The sequence below is a fragment of the Bacillus thuringiensis genome (assembly GCF_022095615.2).
GTDB classification, from domain to species: Bacteria; Bacillota; Bacilli; order Bacillales; family Bacillaceae_G; genus Bacillus_A; species Bacillus_A cereus_AG.
Genome location: NZ_CP155559.1, coordinates 3,294,189 through 3,314,548, shown reverse-complemented (window position 1 = coordinate 3,314,548; position 20,360 = coordinate 3,294,189). Strand labels below are relative to the sequence as shown.

Here is a 20,360-nt window from a genome sequence, read left to right as displayed (position 1 = left end):
CGTGATATGACCTGTTATGAATCTATCGTTTTATTTATGAATAAATGGATTGGTATTTTAGCAAGATGTGCTAATAAACTACTCCACCATGATAATAACGTGCCGAAATGTGGTGCGTATATTTTCGTGGTGGAGTTTTTTTATTCTCAAAAAGGGGGAAAGACCATGAATAACAACATGGTTCATATTACAATTGACGGAAAAAAGTATACAGCGGAGCCTGGTTCAACGATATTGGGTGTTATTAATGAGAACGGGATTGAACATCCGCAAATTTGTTACGTGCCAGAAGTAGATCCTATTCAAACATGTGACACTTGTATTGTAGAGGTTGACGGAAAGTTAGTGCGCTCTTGTTCGGCAGTAGTGACAGAAGGGATGAACATTGAACGTAATTCTGCTCATGCCAAAGAAGCACAAACAGAGGCAATGGATCGGTTACTAGAAAATCATTTATTATACTGTACAGTATGTGACAACAACAATGGGAACTGTAAACTGCATAATACAGCAGAATTAATGGAGATTGAACATCAAAAATATCCTTATGAACCGAAAGTAGATGCAAGTGAAGTTGATATGACGCATCCGTTTTATCGCTACGATCCTAATCAATGTATTGCATGCGGTCAATGTGTTGAGGTATGTCAAAACTTACAAGTAAATGAAACGTTATCAATAGACTGGGAAGCGGAACGCCCACGAGTTATTTGGGATGAAGGAGTAAATATTAATGATTCTTCATGCGTGAGCTGTGGTCAATGTGTAACCATTTGTCCTTGTAATGCTTTAATGGAGAAAACGATGCTCGGTGAAGCTGGATTTATGACGGGATTAAAACAAGATATTCTTGAACCGATGGTAGATTTAATTAAAGAAGTTGAGCCTGGATATAGCGGCATTTTTGCGGTATCAGAAGTGGAAGCGGCCATGCGTGATACTCGTACGAAGAAAACAAAAACAGTTTGTACATTTTGTGGTGTAGGTTGTTCATTTGAAGTGTGGACGAAAGGGCGTAAAATTCTTAAAGTACAGCCTTCTTCTGATGCGCCAGTTAACGCAATTTCTACTTGTGTAAAAGGAAAATTCGGTTGGGATTTCGTAAATTCTAAAGAAAGAATTACAAAACCCTTAATTCGTAAAAATGGAACGTTTGTTGAATCTACATGGGAAGAAGCACTAAATGTAGTTGCAAGTAAATTAGGGTCTATTAAAGAAGAATACGGTAAAGATGCTATCGGTTTTATTTCTTCATCTAAAATTACGAATGAAGACAATTATGTAATTCAGAAATTAGCTCGACAAGTATTTGAAACGAATAATATTGATAACTGCTCACGTTATTGTCAATCGCCAGCGACAGACGGATTATTCCGTACAATTGGTATGGGCGGAGATGCTGGAACGATTAAAGATATCGCAAAATCTGGTCTTGTTATTATTGTAGGTTGTAATCCGACAGAAGGTCATCCTGTTTTAGCTACACGTATTAAACGTGCGCATAAATTACACGGACAAAAATTAATTGTGGCTGATCTTCGGAGAACAGAAATGGCAGAGCGTTCAGACGTCTTTATTAGTCCAAAACAAGGAACAGATCAAGTATGGTTAATGGCTGTTACGAAATATATGATTGATCAAGGCTGGCACGATCAACGATTTATTGATGAGAATGTAAACTTCTTTGAAGATTTCAAAGAGAGTCTTGCAGAATATACACTTGAATATGCAGAAGAAATGACTGGTATTTCAAAAGAAACACTTATTCAAATGGCTGAAATGATTCGTGATGCAGATGGTACATGTATCCTTTGGGGTATGGGAGTAACGCAAAATACAGGTGGATCTGATACTTCCGCTGCGATTTCAAACTTACTGCTTGCAACAGGTAATTATCGTCGTCCAGGTGCTGGTGCATATCCACTTCGAGGTCATAATAACGTACAAGGTGCTTGTGATATGGGTACTTTACCAGGATGGCTTCCTGGATATCAGCACGTTACTAACGATATGGAACGTACGAAATTTGAAATGGCTTACGGAGTAAAAATTAATAGTGAACCAGGTCTTAATAATATTGAAATGCTTCACGCAATTGATGAAGGGAAAATGAAAGCCATGTATCTTGTCGGAGAGGATATGGCTCTTGTAGACTCTAATGCGAACCACGTACATGAAGTGTTATCAAGCCTTGATTTCTTCGTTGTACAAGACGTTTTCTTATCTAAAACTGCTCAATATGCAGATGTTGTATTACCGGCAGCACCGTCTCTTGAGAAAGAAGGTACTTTCACAAATACAGAGCGCCGTGTACAAAGATTGTATCAAGTTCTTCCTACGCTTGGAGATGCGAAGCCAGATTGGTGGATTGTGCAGGAGATTGCGAATAAATTAGGTGCAAACTGGAATTATAGCCATCCAAGTGAAATTTTTGCTGAAATGGCAAGTTTATCACCACTATTCTCACAAGCAAACTATGAAGTACTTGAAGGGTGGAATAGTTTCCATTGGGGAAGTTTTGATGGAACGAATACACCACTTCTGTTCCAAGATGGATTTAACTTCCCAGATAAAAGAGCTCGTTTTGCGATTGCTGACTGGGTACGTCCAGCTGAATTCCCAGCGGAGTTCGATCTTCACATTAATAACGGTCGTATGCTTGAGCATTTTCATGAAGGGAATATGACAAATAAATCAACAGGTATTCAAACGAAAGTGCCTGGCGTTTTCGTTGAAATTTCTCCAGAGCTTGCAAAAGAACGTGGAGTGAAAACAGGTTCATTAGTTCGTCTTGTTTCTCCATTTGGAGCATTAAAATTACGTGCACTTGTAACAGACCGTGTAAAAGCGAATGAGTTATATTTACCGATGAACTCTACAGATAATGAAACAGCAATTAATTTCTTAACAGGTCCTGCAGTTGATGCGCGTACAAATACACCTGCTTATAAACAGACGAAAGTGCGTATGGAAGTGCTAGAAGTTGATGGCGAAAACCCGATGCCAAAAGCGAACCCGCGCAATAAAAAACGTCATCCTCAAGCTGGTATTGAGGTACATCGTAAGTGGGCACGTCCAGGCTATGTGCATTTAACGGATAAGTAGGAGGAGAAAAATATGGCTGCACCTATAAAAATGATTCAAAAACAAGAATTAACTGAGGAAGAAATAAAACAGCAAAAATTAGATGATTTAAAAGAGCTTCTAGCAAATAATGAAGACGCTCTAAATCAAATGTTTAATATAGTAGGGGAATTGAATGATATTGGCATGCTAGAAGCAGCTAATTCTATGCTAAAGGCGAAAGAACCAATCGCAAAAATTGTTCTTGGCCAAGTGACCCGTGAGCCTGTTACAAATTTAATTAATAATATGATGGGTGCTGCAGGTGCTTTAACAGAACTTGATCCGGAACTTACGAAAAAGCTTATAGGTAGCTTATTAGTAGGGCTAGAAGAAGGTAATGAACATCTAGAGAGTAATAAAAAAGTAGGGGTATTCGATCTTATGAAAGTATTGAAAGATCCAGACATTAACCGTGCCATCGGATTTGGGCTTCATTTCTTAAAAGGTATGGGTAAAGGGTTAAAAGACGAGTAACCTTCATGAAGTGAATCTTTTCGCCTAAATGATTGTATGAAATAGTTTGGGCGGAAGGCTCATTTTGGTAAAATATATAATAAAGTAAAATGAGGTTTTTGGGAGGAATAATTGTATGTCAAAAAAAGTACATGAATTTAATGATATGATACGAAAACTTCGAAAGGAACTTTTCGGAAAAGGACCAGAACGAATTCATACTGTTTTTGCTGAAAATATGGCGATTGCGACCCTTTATGGAAACTTAACACCTACTGAAAAATTCATTTCAAGTACGATGGACGGTGCGGAAATGGTTCATATGGCTAGAACGAAAATGATTCAAGAAGTGTATGCTGCGAATTCCCGTGAACATTTGGAGGAACTTGTTGGAGCGAAATTAGTGAATTTGTTTTCAGATATGAAAGTAGAAGAAGATATTGCAGTTTCGGTATTTGTTTTTGATAAAAATATAACGTGAGAGAAGGATACTGATCGTGAAACCGATACAGGTAGAAAGAGAAATCTTTCGTTATGAACAAGGGGCGTTTAAGCATATAGAGGACAGCATTGTAACAGAGTTTCCAGTCACGATTAAAATGAACGGACAGGAGTTTGTTACAATGGTTAGTACTCCAGAATATATAGAAGATATGGTAATAGGCTTTTTAGCATCTGAAGGAATTATTCGGAAGTATGAAGATATTGATGACATATGGGTACAAGAGAAAGAAGGATTTGTACATGTCACAACGAAAAAAGTGAATCCGTATTACGAACAAATGCAAAATAAACGTTATATTACTTCATGCTGTGGTATGAGTAGACAAGGGTTTGTGTTTGCAAATGATGCACTAAGCGCGAAGAAAATGAATGGCGTACATGTACAGGTTGCTGCAGAAGACTGTTTTCGGTTAATGAAAGAAATGCAGCAATCTGCAGAGACATTTCGTCATACAGGCGGCGTTCATAATGCATCTTTGTGTGATGTGAATGGCATTATTTTAAGCCGAATGGATATCGGTAGACATAATGCATTAGATAAAATTTACGGTTATTGCTTAAAAAATAATATTTCTATAAAAGATAAAATCATTGTTTTTAGTGGTCGTATTTCTTCGGAAATATTATTGAAAGTTGCAAAAATTGGTTGTGAAATTATACTGTCAAAATCAGCTCCAACTGAGTTGGCTTTGCAGCTAGCAGAAGAACTAGGTATTACTACGATAGGGTTTATTCGGAATGAATCCTTAAATGTATATACGCATCCAGAGCGTGTTTTAAATATAAAATAAGTAAAAGCGAGGCAATAAATATGAACTCTGTCACATTAGACAAACTACAACGTCCTTTAAAGGATTTACGTATTTCTGTTACTGATCGCTGTAATTTTCGCTGTCGTTATTGTATGCCAGAAGAAATATTTGGTCCTGATTATTCGTTTTTGTCTAATGATAAAATTTTATCTTTTGATGAGATTGAAAGGATAACACGTATTTTCGTTTCTTTAGGTGTGAGAAAGTTACGAATTACAGGCGGAGAACCGTTACTTAGAAGAGGTCTTCCACAGCTTATCGAGCGCCTTAATAAAATTGATGGTGTGGAGGATATCGGTTTAACAACCAATGGATCGTTACTTAAAAAGTTTGCTCCTGATTTATATAAGGCGGGTTTATCACGTGTGACAGTTAGTTTAGATTCCTTAGAAGAAGAGCGATTTTTCTATTTGAATGGTAATAGAAGCAAAGTGCAAAGAGTTTTGGAAGGAATACAGGCTGCAGCTGAAGTTGGTATGAAAATTAAAATAAACATGGTCGTTCAAAAAGGGAAAAATGAACAAGATATTTTGCAGATGGCGCAATACTTTAAGGAAAATAAGCATATTCTTCGTTTTATTGAGTATATGGACGTTGGGAATTATAACGGTTGGGAATTAAAAGAGGTCGTCTCGAAACAAGAAATAGTAGATGCCATTCATCAAGTTATGCCATTAGAACGGATAGAAGCGAATTATGCAGGTGAAGTTGCGACTCGCTATCGTTATATTGGAAGTGATGAAGAGATAGGTATTATTTCATCAGTAACAGATTCCTTCTGTTCATCATGTACGAGAGCCCGTATTTCTGCAGAAGGAAAATTATATACTTGTTTGTTCGCTTCTAAAGGAACTGATTTGAGAGAACTGCTTCGATCTGAATACACTGGCGAGGAAATAACAGATGTCGTACGTGATATATGGAACAACCGAGAAGATCGTTATTCAGATGAACGCTTAAATCATACAAGTAAAAAAAGAGTGCCTAAAATTGAAATGTCACATATTGGTGGCTGATATATAAGAGTGACGCTTTGAGGAAGTATATACAAAATGGAAAGTATGCAACGTTTGTAGATTTTCTATTTTATAGTAAAAGTGATGATTGATATCTCTGTAAAAGATGTGCAGAGAAATTAAGCAGCATTCAAAAACCTTTATTTTGAGGAGGTTTTTTGAAGCTGCTTTTTTATTTGGAGAAAATGGAGGAATTGGTAATGGCATTTCATAAACCGGAACAAATTGCTGAACTCGTAATTGAGGCCGGTGTTCAAAAAGTAAGTCAGACGTTGCCAGCAATGCTTATTCTCGGTTTTTTAGGAGGAGCGTTTATTTCGTTAGGTTTTTTGCTTAATATTCGCGTTTTAGGTAATTTACCTGAGCGCTGGGGTAGTTTAGTCAATGTTTTAGGAGGAGCGGTTTTTCCTGTTGGATTAATGCTCGTCGTATTAGCAGGAGGAGAATTAATTACTGGAAATATGATGTCACTGTCTATGGCGCTTTATGCAAAGAAAATTACATTGGTAAGTGTGTTAAATAATTGGGTTTGGATTACTTTCATGAATTTCGTAGGAGCTATTTTCGTAGCGTATTGTTTCGGTCATCTTGGCGGATTAACAGAGGGAGATTATTTAAATAAAACAGTAGCGATAGCGGAAGGAAAATTACATGAATCATTTGGGAGAACTTTAATTTTAGCAATTGGATGTAATTGGCTCGTTTGTCTTGCACTTTGGCTCGCTTATGGGACGAGTGATTTGGTCGGAAAAATAATCGGAATTTGGATTCCGATTATGGCATTTGTAGTGATTGGATTTCAGCAAGTGGTAGCAAATATGTTTGTTATTTCGGCAGTTATTTTTGCAGGGCATCTGACGTGGATGGATCTTGCTAGAAATTTTGTTCCTGTTTTTATCGGAAATGTAATTGGGGGAGCTGGATTTGTTGGATTTGCTTACTTTGCTTGTTATCAAAAACAACATTCTAATATGAAATAGAGTTCGTGAGAGGAAGGGTATGTAATGGCTAAGCGGTATTCACGACAACAGTTGTTCAAACCGATTGGGAGTAAAGGACAAGAAAAAATTCGAAATAAACATGTGTTAATTGTAGGAGCAGGCGCATTAGGAAGTGCAAGTGCCGAAAGTTTCGTACGTGCAGGTATTGGCAAGTTGACGATTATTGATCGTGACTACGTTGAATGGAGCAATTTACAAAGGCAACAACTGTACTCTGAACAAGATGCGAGAGAGAAAATACCGAAAGCAATTGCTGCTAAAAATCGGTTAGAGCAAATTAATTCGGAAGTACACATAGATGCTTTCGTAATGGATGCAAGTGCAGAAAACATGGAAGACCTATTAAAAAGGGTAGATGTAATAATTGACGCAACAGATAATTTCGATATTCGATTTGTAATAAATGACTTATCACAAAAACATAATATTCCGTGGGTATACGGTTCTTGCGTTGGATCGTACGGTATGAGTTATACGGTTATTCCGCAAGAGAAACCATGTTTACATTGTGTGCTGAAGAATGTTCCTGTTACTGGTGTGACATGTGATACCGCTGGAATTATTAGCCCGACTGTCCAAATCGTCGCAGCGTATCAAGTGGCGGAAGCATTCAAAATTTTAGTAGGAGATTTCTCGGCAGTTAGAAAAACATTTTTCATGTTTGATATATGGAGTAATCAAAACCATTTTATAAAACTAGGGAAAATCAAAACAGACGATTGCCCTTCGTGCGGCTTAAATCGAACTTATCCTTATTTATCATACGAAAACCAAACGAAGGTAGCTGCTTTATGCGGAAGAAATACAGTACAAATTAGGCCAGTAGAAAATAGAACGTACGATTTTGACGATATAGAAAAAGTATTAAACAAACTGGGGAAAGTAGATCAGAATCCGTATTTACTATCTTGCCAAATAGACGATTACCGCGTCGTTATTTTTCGGGATGGTCGTGTTTTCATTCATGGTACAAATGATATTTCGAAAGCAAAACAATTATATTATCGTGTATTCGGTTAACAGAAAGGGTTGTCAATAATGGAAAGAAGAGTGCCAATTACGGTTGAAGAAGCTGTTCGTAAAGTAATGGGATTTGCTAATGAGGGGTTAAAGGAGCTACTGCCTATTGAATTAGCTTACGGACGTATATTAGCAGAAGATTTAGTAGCTGACCATGATGTACCTTCATTCAATCGTTCACCGTATGATGGATTTGCTATTAGAGCAGAAGATACGAATGTAGCAAGTTATGAAACGCCAATTGTGCTTGAAGTAGTTGGTGAAATTGGCGCGGGATCACTATTCTACGAGAAAGTAGGTCCGTTTCAAGCAGTTCGAATTATGACAGGAGCGCAAATTCCGAATGGGTGTGATGCGGTTGTTATGTTAGAGCTGACTCGTCAATATGAGGAGACTGGCAATAATTATATAGAAGTGAAGCGATCATTCAAAACGGGCGACAATATTTCTTTTCAAGGTGAAGACGCTCGTAAAGGAACGGTTCTTGCAAAGAAAGGATCATACATTCATCCAGGTATTTCAGCTCTTCTTGCTACGTTCGGGTATAACGAGGTGCCTGTGGCGAGAAAGCCTGTAATTGGATTGTTAGCGACTGGTAGTGAATTACTTGATGTAAATGATTCATTACAGCCAGGGAAAATCCGAAATAGTAATACGTATATGATATTGTCTCAAATTCGCAGAGCGGGCGGCAGAGTAAAATGTTTTGGGAAGTTTAGCGATGATTTTCATACATGTTTTACAGCTGTAAAAGAAGCACTAAGCCAAGTAGATATGCTCATTACAACAGGCGGTGTATCAGTGGGAGATTACGATTATTTACCAGCTATATATGAAAAGTTAGGTGCCTCTGTTCTTTTTAATAAAGTTGCAATGCGACCAGGGAGTGTTACGACTGTAGCACAATTAAATGGCAAGCTATTATTTGGTTTATCAGGAAACCCATCTGCTTGTTACGTAGGGTTTGAATTATTTGTAAGACCTTGTATTCGGACGTATATGTTTAGTGAAAAAGCACATGTAAAAAGAGAAAAAGCATTATTAGGAGAAGATTTCCTGAAACCAAATCCATTTACAAGATTTGTACGAGCAAAACTGGCATATAAGGAAGGACAGTTAATCGCTTATCCGTCAGGGTTTGATAAATCTAGCTCGGTTTCTTCATTAGCAGAGACAAATATATTTATTGTACTTCCAGGTGGTACGAGAGGTTACAAAAAAGATATGTTCGTAGATGTTCTTTTGCTGGAAGATAATGAAGGTAGTGAATGGTCTTGGACGATTTGTAAAGTGAGAGGTGGTTCTAGTGGGACAAGCGCTATTTGAGATTGTAGATATACCGATTGTAGTTGAAGAAGTAACGAATAAAGTCGCAAGAAGAGAAGCAGGTGCAATTACAACATTTATTGGTACGGTGAGAGAATTAACAAAAGGAAAACGAACACGAACACTATATTTAGAGTATGAAGCATATAAACCGATGGCAGTAAAACAACTTACGAAAATTGGTAAAGAGATTAATGATAAGTGGCCGGATGCCAAAGTAGCAATTACACATCGTGTAGGGCGGCTAGAAATCATGGATATTGCGGTAGTCATTGCAGTTTCATCACCGCATCGTAAAGAAGCATATGAAGCGAATGAATACGCGATTGAACGGATAAAACAAATCGTCCCAATTTGGAAAAAAGAATTTTGGGAAGATGGAACGATGTGGATTGGAGATCAACTTGAAAATACGGCATATCCAGAAGGAAAACCGAAGAAGGAAGAATGAGAAGATGATTACAGTTTTATTGTTCGCAAATTTGCGTGAGGAAGTCGGATCGGATCGATTCGTAATTTTTGAAAAACAAGAAATGACAGTTCAGCAATTAAAAGAATGGCTCAAAGCAAGTTATTGTTTACAATCACTTGATAAAGTGATAGTGGCTGTTAATGAAGAGTTTGTAACGAATGAAGAGATGATAAAAGCTGGAGATATAGTCGCATTAATCCCGCCTGTTAGCGGGGGATAAAAAGCTTTTTCGCCAAGAAAATGTTGTATATAAATTCGAATACGAGAAGGGATGAGTGCTATGATTACGCAAGAACAAATAATGAACGCATTAAAACATGTAGAGGATCCGGAGTTACACAAAAGTATTGTAGAATTAAATATGGTTAGAAATATACAAATGAATGGAACAGAGGTTAAACTTGAAGTAGTGCTAACGATTCAAGGTTGTCCATTAAAGGCAAAAATTCAACAAGATGTAGAAGAGTCTCTTCAGGCAATTGGTGCATCTAAAGTAGATTTGACATTTGGTTCTATGACACAAGAAGAACGAGCTGCGTTAACAGAGAAATTAAAGAAAAATACTAGAACAGAAACTGGTATGCCGAGCATGCTTCGCCTTGATTCAGGGGTACGATTTATTACTGTAACGAGCGGTAAAGGTGGAGTTGGAAAATCAACAGTGACAATTAACCTTGCAACTGCTTTAGCTCGTATGGGCAAAAAAGTGGGGATATTAGATGCAGATATATATGGTTTTAGCATTCCAGCTATGATGGAAACGAATCAAAAACCGACGATGATTGATCAAACAGCAATTCCAGTTGTTAGTCACGGTGTTAAAATTATGTCGATGGGATTTTTTACGGAAGGAAATAACCCGGTTATGTGGCGCGGACCGATGTTAAATAAATGGATTCAAAATTTCCTTGCGAATACACACTGGGGAGAATTAGATTATTTACTTCTTGATTTACCACCTGGCACAGGAGATGTAGCTATTGATGTTGCAGCAATGATTCCACAGGCGAAAGAAATAATTGTGACAACACCACACAACGTAGCTTCATTCGTAGCATCTAGAGTAGGTGTAATGGCAAAACATACGAAACACGAGATTTTAGGGATTGTAGAAAATATGGCTTATTATGAAGACCGAGATGGATCAAAAAATTATCTCTTCGGAAAAGGTGGAGGCGAAATACTTGCAGAACAATTGCAAACAGAAGTGATTGCGCAAATACCTTTTGCAAAACGAGAAGAGAATAACGATTCATCTGTATATGATGAAGACTCTCTTGTAGGAGAAGTGTTTACATCGTTAGCGGAGGATATTATTTATAAAGGATAGAGGAGGAATTTTTTATGGCGTGTAATATCGATCATTCTATGGAAGATGTAATGAATAAGCTTGAAAGTCAGAAGTTTTTTTTACCGGAAGGAATTTTTATAGGATTGAAGGGATTTTTGCAACGTAATCATTCACAGGAAATATTAAATGATGTCTTTCATCTTCTAAAGAAGTATGACTTAGTTAGTGAAGAAGAACGAGAGATGAGAAATACTCAATTATTGCTGATTATAAAATAAATACACGTTTGCTTTTGTTTTGTAACAGGAGGCGTATATGTAATGGATATGAAAAAGATGATTGAAATGGTAGAAGCAACTAAAGTGACTGACGAAGAATTATCGATTTCTACTTTACATCAAAAGCTTGTGAAGTTGTATAGTCAAAAAGATAGTGTAGAGTATACGGAGCTATTAAAATATATTTTATCATTATCCGTGCAGCTGAAGCTGAATCTCGTATTGAAATATTTTGGTGTGCGTCCGGTTGTTGCGGCAGATGAGCGTATGCAATTTCAAAAGATATTTAAATGTCTAGCTAACAAAGATGAAAATGGCGAATGGTTTCTAAATTTCGTTTCTTTATATGTAGGGCTAATTGTAGTTCTTCATTTTGATGAAAAAGAGATTGAGAGAAGTTTTTTCGATGATATGGTAGTGGGTGAGGGGAATGCAATATAAGATTCTGTTCATAACATCTTTCTATTTAATTGCTTTAACTGCGATTTTAGTTGGTTATTTAAATATAAAGGTAACTAATTAATAAAAAGTGTTCTTCAGTTGTTTCCATCGTTTTTTCATGTTACCATTAAGCGAATTTTTCATAGGGAGAGAAAGCGATGAAATGGACTTATTTCATTATTATTAACGTTATAGCTTTTAGCCTTATGGGGCTTGATAAACGAAAAGCGAAGAAAAAACAGTGGAGAACGCCAGAAAGTACGTTGTTTTTATCAGCGGCAGCTGGAGGCGCAGTTGGTGCTTGGATCGGTATGTATATGTTTCACCATAAAACACATAAAAAGAAATTTGTTTTCGGTATACCGTTACTTGTCGTTATAACAGTATGTTTACTTTTTACTGTATGAGAAATGTCGAAAGAATTGCAGATTGATTATTGGTAAAGTGAGCATGCGGGACCGTATAATGGAGAAAAATGAGAAGAGGAGAAAAGGGAAGATGGAGAGTCAATCAGCACAGCAAAAAAAAGGGATTATATATGCGGCTGGTGCATATACGATGTGGGGAATCCTACCAATCTATTGGAAGTGGGTTGAGGAAGTTCCGGCAGATGAAATATTAGCACACCGCATCGTTTGGGCGTTTGTTTTTATGTTACTTGTGTTAGGTGTTACGAAGAGGTTTCGTCAGTTTATTGGGGAGTTCGTGAATCTTTTTAAACGACCTAAATTATTAATGTCATTAACAATAGCTTCAGTCTTGATTAGCGGAAACTGGTTTGTTTACATATGGGCCGTTAATCATAATCATGTCATTGAAGCGAGTCTTGGCTATTATATTAATCCGCTTATTAGTATTTTACTTGGTACAGTCGTTTTAAAGGAAAAGTTAAACTTTTGGCAATATGTTGCAGTTGGGCTAGCTGGAGTAGGGGTTATCATTTTAACAGTGCGTTTCGGATCTATTCCGTGGGTTTCTTTATCACTTGCCTTTTCATTTGGATTATATGGATTAACAAAAAAATTGCTAAACTATGATGCGACAATTGGTCTTACGATGGAAACAATGTTAGTGACGCCGTTTGCGATTATCTATCTCGTTATGACAGGAGCGCATGGATTCGGTTCATTTGGATCTATTTCCATGTTATCGACGTTACTATTAATAGGAGCAGGCATTGTTACAGCTTTACCACTTTTTTATTTTGCAAAAGGAGCACAACTTATTCCGCTCTATATGGTAGGGTTTTTACAATATATTGCACCAACCATTAGTTTGATTTTAGGTGTATTCGTATTTGGTGAACATTTCACATCTACTCATATGATGGCATTTTTCTGTATATGGGTTGCATTATTTGTGTTTTCAATAGCGAAAACAAAGTTTTTAGTGCAGAAACAACCGAAATTTATAAAAAATAAATCAGCAAAAGTATCATAATGCGTAGTATTTTCTACGCATTTTTCTTTATACTGATACTATATAGAGATTTCCATTATAGTCAGTAGGGAGCTGAGAACGTGGAAACAATTTTACATAATGATCCGCTTATGGCCGCTGTAATTTCATGGTTTCTAGCACAATTAACGAAAGTAGTCTTTAAATTATTCAAAACGGGTGAATTTGATTTTGCAAAGTTTTTCGCTTCAGGTGGGATGCCGAGTTCTCATGCTTCAACTGTTACAGCACTTGCGACAGGTGTTGGCGTTGTAGAAGGTGTGGAAAGTACTTTATTTGCTATTGCTGCTATCTTTGCAATAATTGTTATGTATGATGCTTCAGGAGTAAGACTTGCAGTTAGTAAGCAAGCGAAAATATTGAATGAGTTCTTTCACGGTAGACAAACAGAATATAAGAAGTTAAATGAACTTGTCGGGCATACACCGTATGAAGTAGTAGTCGGTGCTTTAGTAGGGATTATTGTCGGAGTGGGATATTGCTTATGAGCAGAACATTTTATATGTTCTGTTTTTCTTTATTTTGATACATATTTAGCTACCTTTTTGAATATCGTTATACGGATTTCGAAAGGGTGGGTGAGTAATTTGTTATTATATGAAAAAGTGCATGAAGAAATAGCGAGAAGAACAACTGCACTTCAAACGATGCAACGGCAAGATGGTACGTGGCAGTTTTGTTTTGAAGGAGCACCATTAACAGATTGCCATATGATTTTTTTATTAAAATTATTAGGTAGAGATAAAGAGATAGAACCGTTTGTAAAAAGATTAGCATCACTTCAAACAAATGAAGGAACATGGAAATTGTATGAAGATGAAGTGGGTGGCAATTTATCTGCTACAATTCAATCTTATGCTGCCTTACTAGCTTCAAAAAAATATACAAAAGAAGATGCGAATATGAGGCGAGCCGAAATGTTTATTAAGGAACGTGGAGGCGTGGCGCGTGCTCATTTTATGACGAAGTTTTTATTAGCAATTCATGGAGAATATGAATACCCTTCGCTCTTTCATTTGCCAACACCGATTATGTTTCTGCAAAATGATTCACCCCTCAGTATATTTGAATTGAGTAGCTCAGCACGTATCCATTTAATTCCGATGATGGTTTGTTTAAATAAAAGATTTCGAGTAGGGAAAAAGTTACTGCCAAATTTAAATCATATCGCAGGCGGGGGCGGGGAATGGTTTCGGGAGGAGCGGTCTCCGTTGTTTCAAACGTTATTAGGTGATGTAAAACAAATCATATCGTATCCACTTTCTTTACACCACAAAGGATATGAGGAAGTCGAACGTTTTATGAAAGAGCGTATTGATGAAAATGGAACGTTATATAGTTACGCAACTGCCTCATTTTATATGATTTATGCTTTACTCGCGTTAGGACATTCTCTTCAATCATCGATGATTCGAAAAGCTATAGCAGGGATAACATCTTATATATGGAAGATGGAAAGAGGGGATCATTTGCAAAACTCTCCTTCAACTGTATGGGATACGGCTTTACTCAGCTATACGTTACAAGAGGCACACGCTTCGAAAGATAATAAGATGATTCAACATGCAGCAACATATGTATTAAAAAAACAGCATACAAAAAAAGCTGATTGGAGCATACATGCTCCGGCGCTGACTCCAGGTGGTTGGGGTTTTTCGGATGTAAATACGACAATTCCAGATGTCGATGATACAACAGCTGTGCTAAGAGCGTTGGCAAGAAGTAGAGGAAACGAAAATGTAGATAATGCTTGGAAGAAAGGGGTCAATTGGGTTAAAGGATTACAAAATAATGATGGTGGCTGGGGAGCGTTTGAAAAAGGTGTGACAAGCAATTTATTAGCAAATTTACCAATCGAAAATGCAAGCGATATGATTACAGATCCCTCTACACCAGATATTACAGGAAGAGTGTTAGAGCTTTTCGGGACATATGCGCAAAATGAATTGCCTGAGAAGCAAAAACAAAGTGCGATAAATTGGTTAATGAATGTACAAGAGAAAAATGGATCATGGTACGGGAAATGGGGGATTTGTTATATATATGGTACGTGGGCGGTGATGACAGGTTTACGGTCACTCGGAATCCCATCTAGCAATCCTTCATTGAAAAGAGCAGCTTTATGGCTGGAACATATACAGCATGAAGATGGTGGGTGGGGAGAATCGTGCCACAGTAGTGTGGAAAAAAGGTTCGTTACTTTACCATTTAGTACACCATCCCAAACAGCATGGGCATTAGATGCTCTCATTTCTTACCATGATAAAGAAACACCAATTATTCGAAAAGGTATTTCATATTTGCTTGCGAATCCTTATGTGAATGAAAAATATCCTACCGGAACAGGTTTGCCAGGCGGGTTTTATATTCGTTATCATAGCTATGCCTATATATATCCGCTACTTACTTTAGCACATTATATAAAAAAATATAGAAAATAAACCGAGAGGATGTCTCTCGGTTTATTTTGTTGGGTAGTAGGTCCCTGTTGAAAAGAATAAGGTTGTGCGTTCCTTATTTTTCTGTTGACTGGCGTTTTTGACGTGCATCAGCGGCATTTGCACGTGCGTTTGCTTCTAAGTCATTGTGGTCAGCGAGTTCACGAGAGAACTCAACGTCAATGCCATCAGCAGCTTTGTTTTGCTTGAAATTTTTTTTGTTCATTCGACACAATCTCCTTGTGTTTTATGCGACGTTGCAAAGTTAGTTTGACACAAATAGACTTTTTTATACAAAGAGGAATTGGGAAGCAAAGAGCCGAAATATACAGTATAAGTAATAGAAATGGGGGATAGGGATGGAGTTTTTAAATGGAAAAACAGCTGTAGTAACAGGAGCTGCACAGGGAATTGGAAAAGAGATTGCAAGGGTTTATGCAAAACTAGGGGCGAAAGTATTAATTAGCGATGTAAATGAAGAAAAGCTACAAAAAACGACACGTGAGTTATCAGATGAAGGGTATGAAGTGAAGCAGTATCGTTGTGATGTGAGTAATCAAAATGATGCGAAGTCCTTAATTGAATACGCTGTCCAAACATTTGGTACACTGCATATTTTAGTAAATAATGCAGGGATTACGCGAGATGCAATGTTACATAAGATGGAGAAACCTGCATGGGAACAAGTACTGCAAGTAAATTTAACAGGTGTTTTTTATTGTATGCAGCCAGCGCTTCTTTACATGAGACAACAAGGGTATGGACGCATTATTAATATATCTTCAATTAGTAGAGAAGGAAACATAGGTCAAGCGAATTATGCTGCTACAAAGGCAGGAGTTGTAGGTTTGACGAAAACAGCGGCGAAAGAAGTTGGAAGCTTCGGCATTACGTGTAATGCGATTTGCCCAGGGTTTATGGATACAGATATGACAAAAACGATACCAGATAAAGTAAAAGAAAAGATGGTTGGTGCGATTCCAGTTGGTAGAATTGGAACGCCAGAAGATATTGCGAACGCAGCGGCCTTTTTAGCGTCAGAATACGCATCCTATATTACAGGAGAAGTATTAAATGTGAGCGGGGGACTGCAAGCTTAAATGAATACATAATGAAAAGAACCTGACCGGATAGGCCAGGTTCTTTTCATTAGTTTAAGTTGAGCCAAACGCTCTTCACTTCTGTATAGTTATTTAATGCGTAAGATCCCATTTCACGACCAAGACCAGATTGTTTAAATCCTCCGAATGGAGATGCTGCATCAAATACGTTATAACAATTAACCCATACTGTACCTGCACGTACTTTACTTGCAACATAGTGTGCTGTTTTAATATTTTCTGTCCACACACCAGCCGCTAAGCCGAATTGTGATTTATTTGCACGTTCAATTACTTCATCAATATCGTTAAACGGTATTGCAGAAATAACCGGACCGAAAATTTCTTCTTTTGCGATCGTCATTTCATCATTTACGTCAGCGAATACGGTAGGAGAAACGAAGTAGCCTTGATCGAATGGATTACTACCTCCGCAAAGTACTTCAGCGCCTTCTTCAATCCCTTTTTCAATGTAGCCCATTACACGTTTTTGTTGTTCTTCGGAAACGAGAGGACCGATTGTTGTTTCAGGGTTAAGACCGACACCTTGATTTAGTTTTTTAGAATAGAGGACGAGATCAGCCATGACATTATCGTACATTTTCTTCGGAACAAATAAGCGTGATCCAGCAGAGCATACTTGTCCTTGGTTAAACATAACACCAGAAAGTGCACCAGGAATCGCGCGAGATAAATCAGCATCTGGCAAGATGATATTTGGTGATTTACCGCCTAACTCAAGTGTAACGCGTTTTAATGATTCGGATGCTTGTCGCATAATTTGTTTACCGACTGGAGTAGAACCGGTAAATGCAATTTTATCAACGAGTGGATGATTAACGAGAGCTTGTCCAGCTGATTCACCGAATCCAGGTACGATATTAATAACACCTTTCGGGAATCCAGCTTCTTCAATTAATTCAGCTAAGTATAGAGCAGATAGTGGAGTTTGTTCTGCAGGTTTTAAAACGATTGTACATCCTGTAGCAAGCGCTGCTCCCATTTTCCACATTGCCATAAGAAGCGGGAAGTTCCAAGGAATAATTTGACCGACGACACCAACAGCCTCATGGCGTGTATAGTTAAAGTAATCACCGGAAACAGGAATTGTTTGACCAACGATTTTCGTAGCCCAGCCAGCATAATAGCGCATATGCTCAATTGCGAGCGGTATGTCTGCTGCCATTGTTTCACGGATTGGCTTTCCGTTATCTAACGTTTCGAGTTGTGCAAGCTCTTCTTTATGTTCTTCCATTAAATCAGCTAACTTGTACATAAGGCGGCTTCGCTCAGCAGTGCTCATGCGAGACCAAGGACCTTCGTCAAAAGCCATGCGAGCTGCAACGACAGCTTTATGAATATCTTCGCGACCAGCTTCAGAAACGATGGCAAGTGTTTCGCCAGTTGCTGGGTTAGGTGTTTTAAATGTTTTACCGGAAGCGCTTTCAATGAAAGATCCATTCACATATAACTTTTTTGTACCTTGAAGAAACTTTTCTACCTTTTCATGAAGATTTACAGCTAGTTGACTCATTGTATAACCCCCTTGAAAATATAATGTAAACGCAGTACGAGACGGCGTTTATTCCGAAATCAAGGATGTGGGAACTAGATGGAAAGCCTCTAATTAAAATCATAATTAATAAATACTGAAAATTCAAATTTCATTTGTGTTACAATTGTAAAAAATATGTAATGTAAGAGAATCTTCTATATGATTATAAAAAATCCTGCTTGTTTTTGCTTTCTAGTAGGAAAAACTAGAAGAACAATGGTACAATAATACATCGTGAGAGGAGGGGGAAAATGAAGAATTATCATGATGATCCACGCTTTCGAATTGCCCATAGAGAAGCGTTAATTGGTCTTGGACTTGCTATTATTAATTTTATAATATGGTATGGATTTGCTTATGGGCTTGGTAGTAAAAATCCAAGTGAATATACATATGTATTCGGTTTTCCGGCATGGTTTTTTTATAGCTGTATCGTTGGATTTATCGTTATGGTTATTTTACTTAGTTTAGTTGTTCGTTTTGTATTTCAAGATATTTCACTCGATGAGGAAGAAAAAAGTGAGGAATAATAGATGAATTGGTATGTAATCATTCCAATGATAATTTCGTTTATCGTTGTATTTTTAATTGGTGTATATGCTTCAAGACGCGTGCAAGCAACTGCTCATAATAAATTTTTGCAAGAATATTTTCTTGGCGGTCGTGAGCTTGGCGGTTTATTATTAGCGATGACAATGATTGCTACATACGGTAGTGCTAGTAGCTTTATTGGTGGTCCTGGTATTGCGTACAATATGGGGCTTGGATGGGTACTACTATCTGCGATTCAAGTTGTAACAGGGTATATCGTTTTAACGGTTATCGGTAAAAAGTTTGCAATTATCGCTAGGAAGATGGAAGCCATTACTCTTATCGATTATTTAAAGGGAAGGTACAATAATAAGGCAGTTGTTATACTGTCTGCGTTATGTATTATTATCTTCTTATTTTCAGCAACAGTAGCTCAGTGGGTCGGCGGTGGCCGATTAATTGAGTCGTTAACGGGTCTCTCTTATACAACAGCACTATTTTTATTTACTTTTTCTGTACTTGTGTACGTATTAATTGGTGGATTTCGTGCAGTTGCTTTATCAGATACGTTATTAGGAATCATTATGTTAGTTGGAACGACAATCATTTTAATTGCTACTGTCATTGCTGGTGGTGGAATTGAAAAGATTATGCAGGAACTTGTTCAAATTAACCCGAATTTAATTACACCATTCGGAGCGGATGGTAGTTTAACGAAATCATATGTGACATCATTTTGGATTTTAATTGGAATTGGCGTTGTTGGCTTACCGCAAATTAGTGTGCGTGCCATGTCTTATAAAAATTCAAAAGCTATGCATCAAGCGTTAATAATTGGTACGGTTGTTGTAGGTACCATTATGATTGGTATGCATTTAACAGGTGTATTTGCACGAGTCGTACTTCCGGGTATAACGGTACCGGATAAAGTCATGCCGCTACTCGCGATGGAAGTATTGCCACCTTGGCTAGCTGGTGTTTTCTTAGCTGCGCCAATGGCAGCAATTATGTCTACAGTAAATTCGTTATTGTTACTTGTAAGTTCATCAATTATTAAAGACATATACGTAAATTACATAAATAAAGATGCAGCAGACAGTACAATCAGAAAAGGAAGTTTGTGGATTACTGCTATCGTAGGGCTGCTCGTTTATGCAGCAGCAATTAAACCACCAGATTTTTTAATATGGTTAAATTTATTTTCTTTCGGTGGATTAGAAGCAGCATTCATTTGGCCAATCGTATTAGGGTTATATTGGAGAAAGGGAAATGCAACAGGAGCGCTTGCCTCTATTTTAGTTGGGGTAGGTTCATATATGTGTATTCACCTTTTCTATCCAAATCCGTTCGGTATACATACAGTTGTCTTCCCAATTTGTTTTGCGTTTATCGCTTATATCATTGGAAGTATGAGTGTTGTGAAGAAAAACAGTATAGGTTAGAGGGAGAACGTAGTCCTTATAGGACTGCGTTTTTTTCGTATAAATTTGTTCTTTTTTATTCTGTATGCCTATTGCGATTCATAAATTAATAACAAT

22 protein-coding genes are annotated in these 20,360 nt (G+C 37.4%); 20 read left to right on the top strand and 2 right to left on the bottom strand.

Annotation, left to right across the window (positions count from 1 at the left end; genetic code table 11):
• Positions 1-165 precede the first annotated feature (165 nt).
• From fdhF to KZZ19_RS17140, 17 genes are all read left to right on the top strand, one after another.
• Positions 166-3,105, top strand: a complete 2,940-nt coding sequence (fdhF, locus tag KZZ19_RS17220; RefSeq protein WP_237980654.1) for a formate dehydrogenase subunit alpha — start codon at positions 166-168, stop codon at positions 3,103-3,105.
• 12 nt (positions 3,106-3,117) lie between these two features.
• Positions 3,118-3,600 (top strand): DUF1641 domain-containing protein, encoded by a 483-nt coding sequence (locus tag KZZ19_RS17215; RefSeq protein ID WP_042514764.1) that lies wholly within the window; start codon positions 3,118-3,120, stop codon positions 3,598-3,600.
• Positions 3,601-3,715: 115 nt separating this feature from the next.
• On the top strand, positions 3,716-4,060 hold the full coding sequence (locus KZZ19_RS17210) for a DUF2294 domain-containing protein (RefSeq protein ID WP_000039582.1): 345 nt from the start codon (positions 3,716-3,718) through the stop codon (positions 4,058-4,060).
• A gap of 16 nt (positions 4,061-4,076) precedes the next feature.
• Complete coding sequence (gene fdhD / locus KZZ19_RS17205; protein WP_088097267.1) at positions 4,077-4,874, top strand: formate dehydrogenase accessory sulfurtransferase FdhD; 798 nt, start codon at positions 4,077-4,079, stop codon at positions 4,872-4,874.
• 20 nt (positions 4,875-4,894) lie between these two features.
• Positions 4,895-5,911, top strand: coding sequence for a GTP 3',8-cyclase MoaA (moaA, locus tag KZZ19_RS17200; RefSeq protein ID WP_237980656.1), 1,017 nt, complete (start codon positions 4,895-4,897; stop codon positions 5,909-5,911).
• Positions 5,912-6,111: 200 nt separating this feature from the next.
• Positions 6,112-6,891 (top strand): formate/nitrite transporter family protein, encoded by a 780-nt coding sequence (locus KZZ19_RS17195; RefSeq protein ID WP_033662741.1) that lies wholly within the window; start codon positions 6,112-6,114, stop codon positions 6,889-6,891.
• 24 nt (positions 6,892-6,915) lie between these two features.
• A complete protein-coding gene (locus KZZ19_RS17190) occupies positions 6,916-7,932 on the top strand; it encodes a molybdopterin-synthase adenylyltransferase MoeB (protein WP_226545088.1) in 1,017 nt (338 codons plus the stop codon).
• An 18-nt stretch (positions 7,933-7,950) separates the two neighbouring features.
• Positions 7,951-9,258, top strand: coding sequence for a molybdopterin molybdotransferase MoeA (gene moeA, locus KZZ19_RS17185; RefSeq protein ID WP_237980658.1), 1,308 nt, complete (start codon positions 7,951-7,953; stop codon positions 9,256-9,258).
• Positions 9,239-9,709, top strand: a complete 471-nt coding sequence (locus KZZ19_RS17180; protein ID WP_237980659.1) for a molybdenum cofactor biosynthesis protein MoaE — start codon at positions 9,239-9,241, stop codon at positions 9,707-9,709. The genes moeA and KZZ19_RS17180 overlap by 20 nt, the downstream gene beginning before the upstream one ends.
• A 4-nt stretch (positions 9,710-9,713) precedes the next feature.
• Positions 9,714-9,950 carry a molybdopterin converting factor subunit 1 gene (gene moaD / locus KZZ19_RS17175; RefSeq protein ID WP_237980661.1) on the top strand — a complete coding sequence of 79 codons (237 nt, stop codon included), beginning with the start codon at positions 9,714-9,716 and terminating at the stop codon, positions 9,948-9,950.
• A gap of 60 nt (positions 9,951-10,010) precedes the next feature.
• On the top strand, positions 10,011-11,060 hold the full coding sequence (locus KZZ19_RS17170) for a P-loop NTPase (protein WP_237980663.1): 1,050 nt from the start codon (positions 10,011-10,013) through the stop codon (positions 11,058-11,060).
• Positions 11,061-11,074: 14 nt separating this feature from the next.
• Positions 11,075-11,299, top strand: a complete 225-nt coding sequence (locus KZZ19_RS17165) for a group-specific protein (protein WP_237980665.1) — start codon at positions 11,075-11,077, stop codon at positions 11,297-11,299.
• Between the two features lie 42 nt (positions 11,300-11,341).
• Positions 11,342-11,740 (top strand): hypothetical protein, encoded by a 399-nt coding sequence (locus KZZ19_RS17160; protein ID WP_237980667.1) that lies wholly within the window; start codon positions 11,342-11,344, stop codon positions 11,738-11,740.
• A 158-nt stretch (positions 11,741-11,898) separates the two neighbouring features.
• Positions 11,899-12,147 (top strand): DUF1294 domain-containing protein, encoded by a 249-nt coding sequence (locus tag KZZ19_RS17155; protein ID WP_237980669.1) that lies wholly within the window; start codon positions 11,899-11,901, stop codon positions 12,145-12,147.
• Positions 12,148-12,238: 91 nt separating this feature from the next.
• Positions 12,239-13,180, top strand: a complete 942-nt coding sequence (gene rarD, locus KZZ19_RS17150) for an EamA family transporter RarD (RefSeq protein WP_088097257.1) — start codon at positions 12,239-12,241, stop codon at positions 13,178-13,180.
• A gap of 80 nt (positions 13,181-13,260) precedes the next feature.
• A complete protein-coding gene (locus tag KZZ19_RS17145; RefSeq protein ID WP_000447816.1) occupies positions 13,261-13,686 on the top strand; it encodes a divergent PAP2 family protein in 426 nt (141 codons plus the stop codon).
• Positions 13,687-13,785: 99 nt separating this feature from the next.
• Positions 13,786-15,639 (top strand): terpene cyclase/mutase family protein, encoded by a 1,854-nt coding sequence (locus KZZ19_RS17140; RefSeq protein WP_237980671.1) that lies wholly within the window; start codon positions 13,786-13,788, stop codon positions 15,637-15,639.
• Between the two features lie 73 nt (positions 15,640-15,712).
• Here the strand turns inward: KZZ19_RS17140 and KZZ19_RS17135 are convergent, their stop codons facing one another.
• The gene (locus KZZ19_RS17135; protein WP_001035806.1) at positions 15,713-15,862 is read right to left on the bottom strand and encodes a YfhD family protein; all 150 of its coding nucleotides are present in this window, start codon (positions 15,860-15,862) and stop codon (positions 15,713-15,715) included.
• 133 nt (positions 15,863-15,995) lie between these two features.
• Between KZZ19_RS17135 and fabG the strand changes: the two genes are divergently transcribed.
• On the top strand, positions 15,996-16,736 hold the full coding sequence (gene fabG, locus KZZ19_RS17130) for a 3-oxoacyl-ACP reductase FabG (protein WP_237980673.1): 741 nt from the start codon (positions 15,996-15,998) through the stop codon (positions 16,734-16,736).
• 49 nt (positions 16,737-16,785) lie between these two features.
• Here the strand turns inward: fabG and dhaS are convergent, their stop codons facing one another.
• Complete coding sequence (gene dhaS / locus KZZ19_RS17125; RefSeq protein ID WP_237980675.1) at positions 16,786-18,270, bottom strand: aldehyde dehydrogenase DhaS; 1,485 nt, start codon at positions 18,268-18,270, stop codon at positions 16,786-16,788.
• Between the two features lie 272 nt (positions 18,271-18,542).
• Between dhaS and KZZ19_RS17120 the strand changes: the two genes are divergently transcribed.
• Positions 18,543-18,821 (top strand): YhdT family protein, encoded by a 279-nt coding sequence (locus tag KZZ19_RS17120; protein WP_000800722.1) that lies wholly within the window; start codon positions 18,543-18,545, stop codon positions 18,819-18,821.
• A gap of 3 nt (positions 18,822-18,824) precedes the next feature.
• Positions 18,825-20,264: a sodium/pantothenate symporter gene (gene panF / locus KZZ19_RS17115; RefSeq protein ID WP_088097255.1), complete on the top strand. Its 1,440-nt coding sequence runs from the start codon at positions 18,825-18,827 to the stop codon at positions 20,262-20,264.
• Positions 20,265-20,360: the final 96 nt, after the last annotated feature.

Coding starts and splice junctions, on each gene's coding strand:
- fdhF (WP_237980654.1), top strand. CDS start 166: ATGAATAACAACATGGTTCATATTACAATTGACGGAAAAAAGTATACA.
- KZZ19_RS17215 (WP_042514764.1), top strand. CDS start 3,118: ATGGCTGCACCTATAAAAATGATTCAAAAACAAGAATTAACTGAGGAA.
- KZZ19_RS17210 (WP_000039582.1), top strand. CDS start 3,716: ATGTCAAAAAAAGTACATGAATTTAATGATATGATACGAAAACTTCGA.
- moaA (WP_237980656.1), top strand. CDS start 4,895: ATGAACTCTGTCACATTAGACAAACTACAACGTCCTTTAAAGGATTTA.
- KZZ19_RS17195 (WP_033662741.1), top strand. CDS start 6,112: ATGGCATTTCATAAACCGGAACAAATTGCTGAACTCGTAATTGAGGCC.
- KZZ19_RS17190 (WP_226545088.1), top strand. CDS start 6,916: ATGGCTAAGCGGTATTCACGACAACAGTTGTTCAAACCGATTGGGAGT.
- moeA (WP_237980658.1), top strand. CDS start 7,951: ATGGAAAGAAGAGTGCCAATTACGGTTGAAGAAGCTGTTCGTAAAGTA.
- moaD (WP_237980661.1), top strand. CDS start 9,714: ATGATTACAGTTTTATTGTTCGCAAATTTGCGTGAGGAAGTCGGATCG.
- KZZ19_RS17170 (WP_237980663.1), top strand. CDS start 10,011: ATGATTACGCAAGAACAAATAATGAACGCATTAAAACATGTAGAGGAT.
- KZZ19_RS17165 (WP_237980665.1), top strand. CDS start 11,075: ATGGCGTGTAATATCGATCATTCTATGGAAGATGTAATGAATAAGCTT.
- KZZ19_RS17160 (WP_237980667.1), top strand. CDS start 11,342: ATGGATATGAAAAAGATGATTGAAATGGTAGAAGCAACTAAAGTGACT.
- KZZ19_RS17155 (WP_237980669.1), top strand. CDS start 11,899: ATGAAATGGACTTATTTCATTATTATTAACGTTATAGCTTTTAGCCTT.
- rarD (WP_088097257.1), top strand. CDS start 12,239: ATGGAGAGTCAATCAGCACAGCAAAAAAAAGGGATTATATATGCGGCT.
- KZZ19_RS17135 (WP_001035806.1), bottom strand. CDS start 15,862: ATGAACAAAAAAAATTTCAAGCAAAACAAAGCTGCTGATGGCATTGAC.
- fabG (WP_237980673.1), top strand. CDS start 15,996: ATGGAGTTTTTAAATGGAAAAACAGCTGTAGTAACAGGAGCTGCACAG.
- dhaS (WP_237980675.1), bottom strand. CDS start 18,270: ATGAGTCAACTAGCTGTAAATCTTCATGAAAAGGTAGAAAAGTTTCTT.
- KZZ19_RS17120 (WP_000800722.1), top strand. CDS start 18,543: ATGAAGAATTATCATGATGATCCACGCTTTCGAATTGCCCATAGAGAA.
- panF (WP_088097255.1), top strand. CDS start 18,825: ATGAATTGGTATGTAATCATTCCAATGATAATTTCGTTTATCGTTGTA.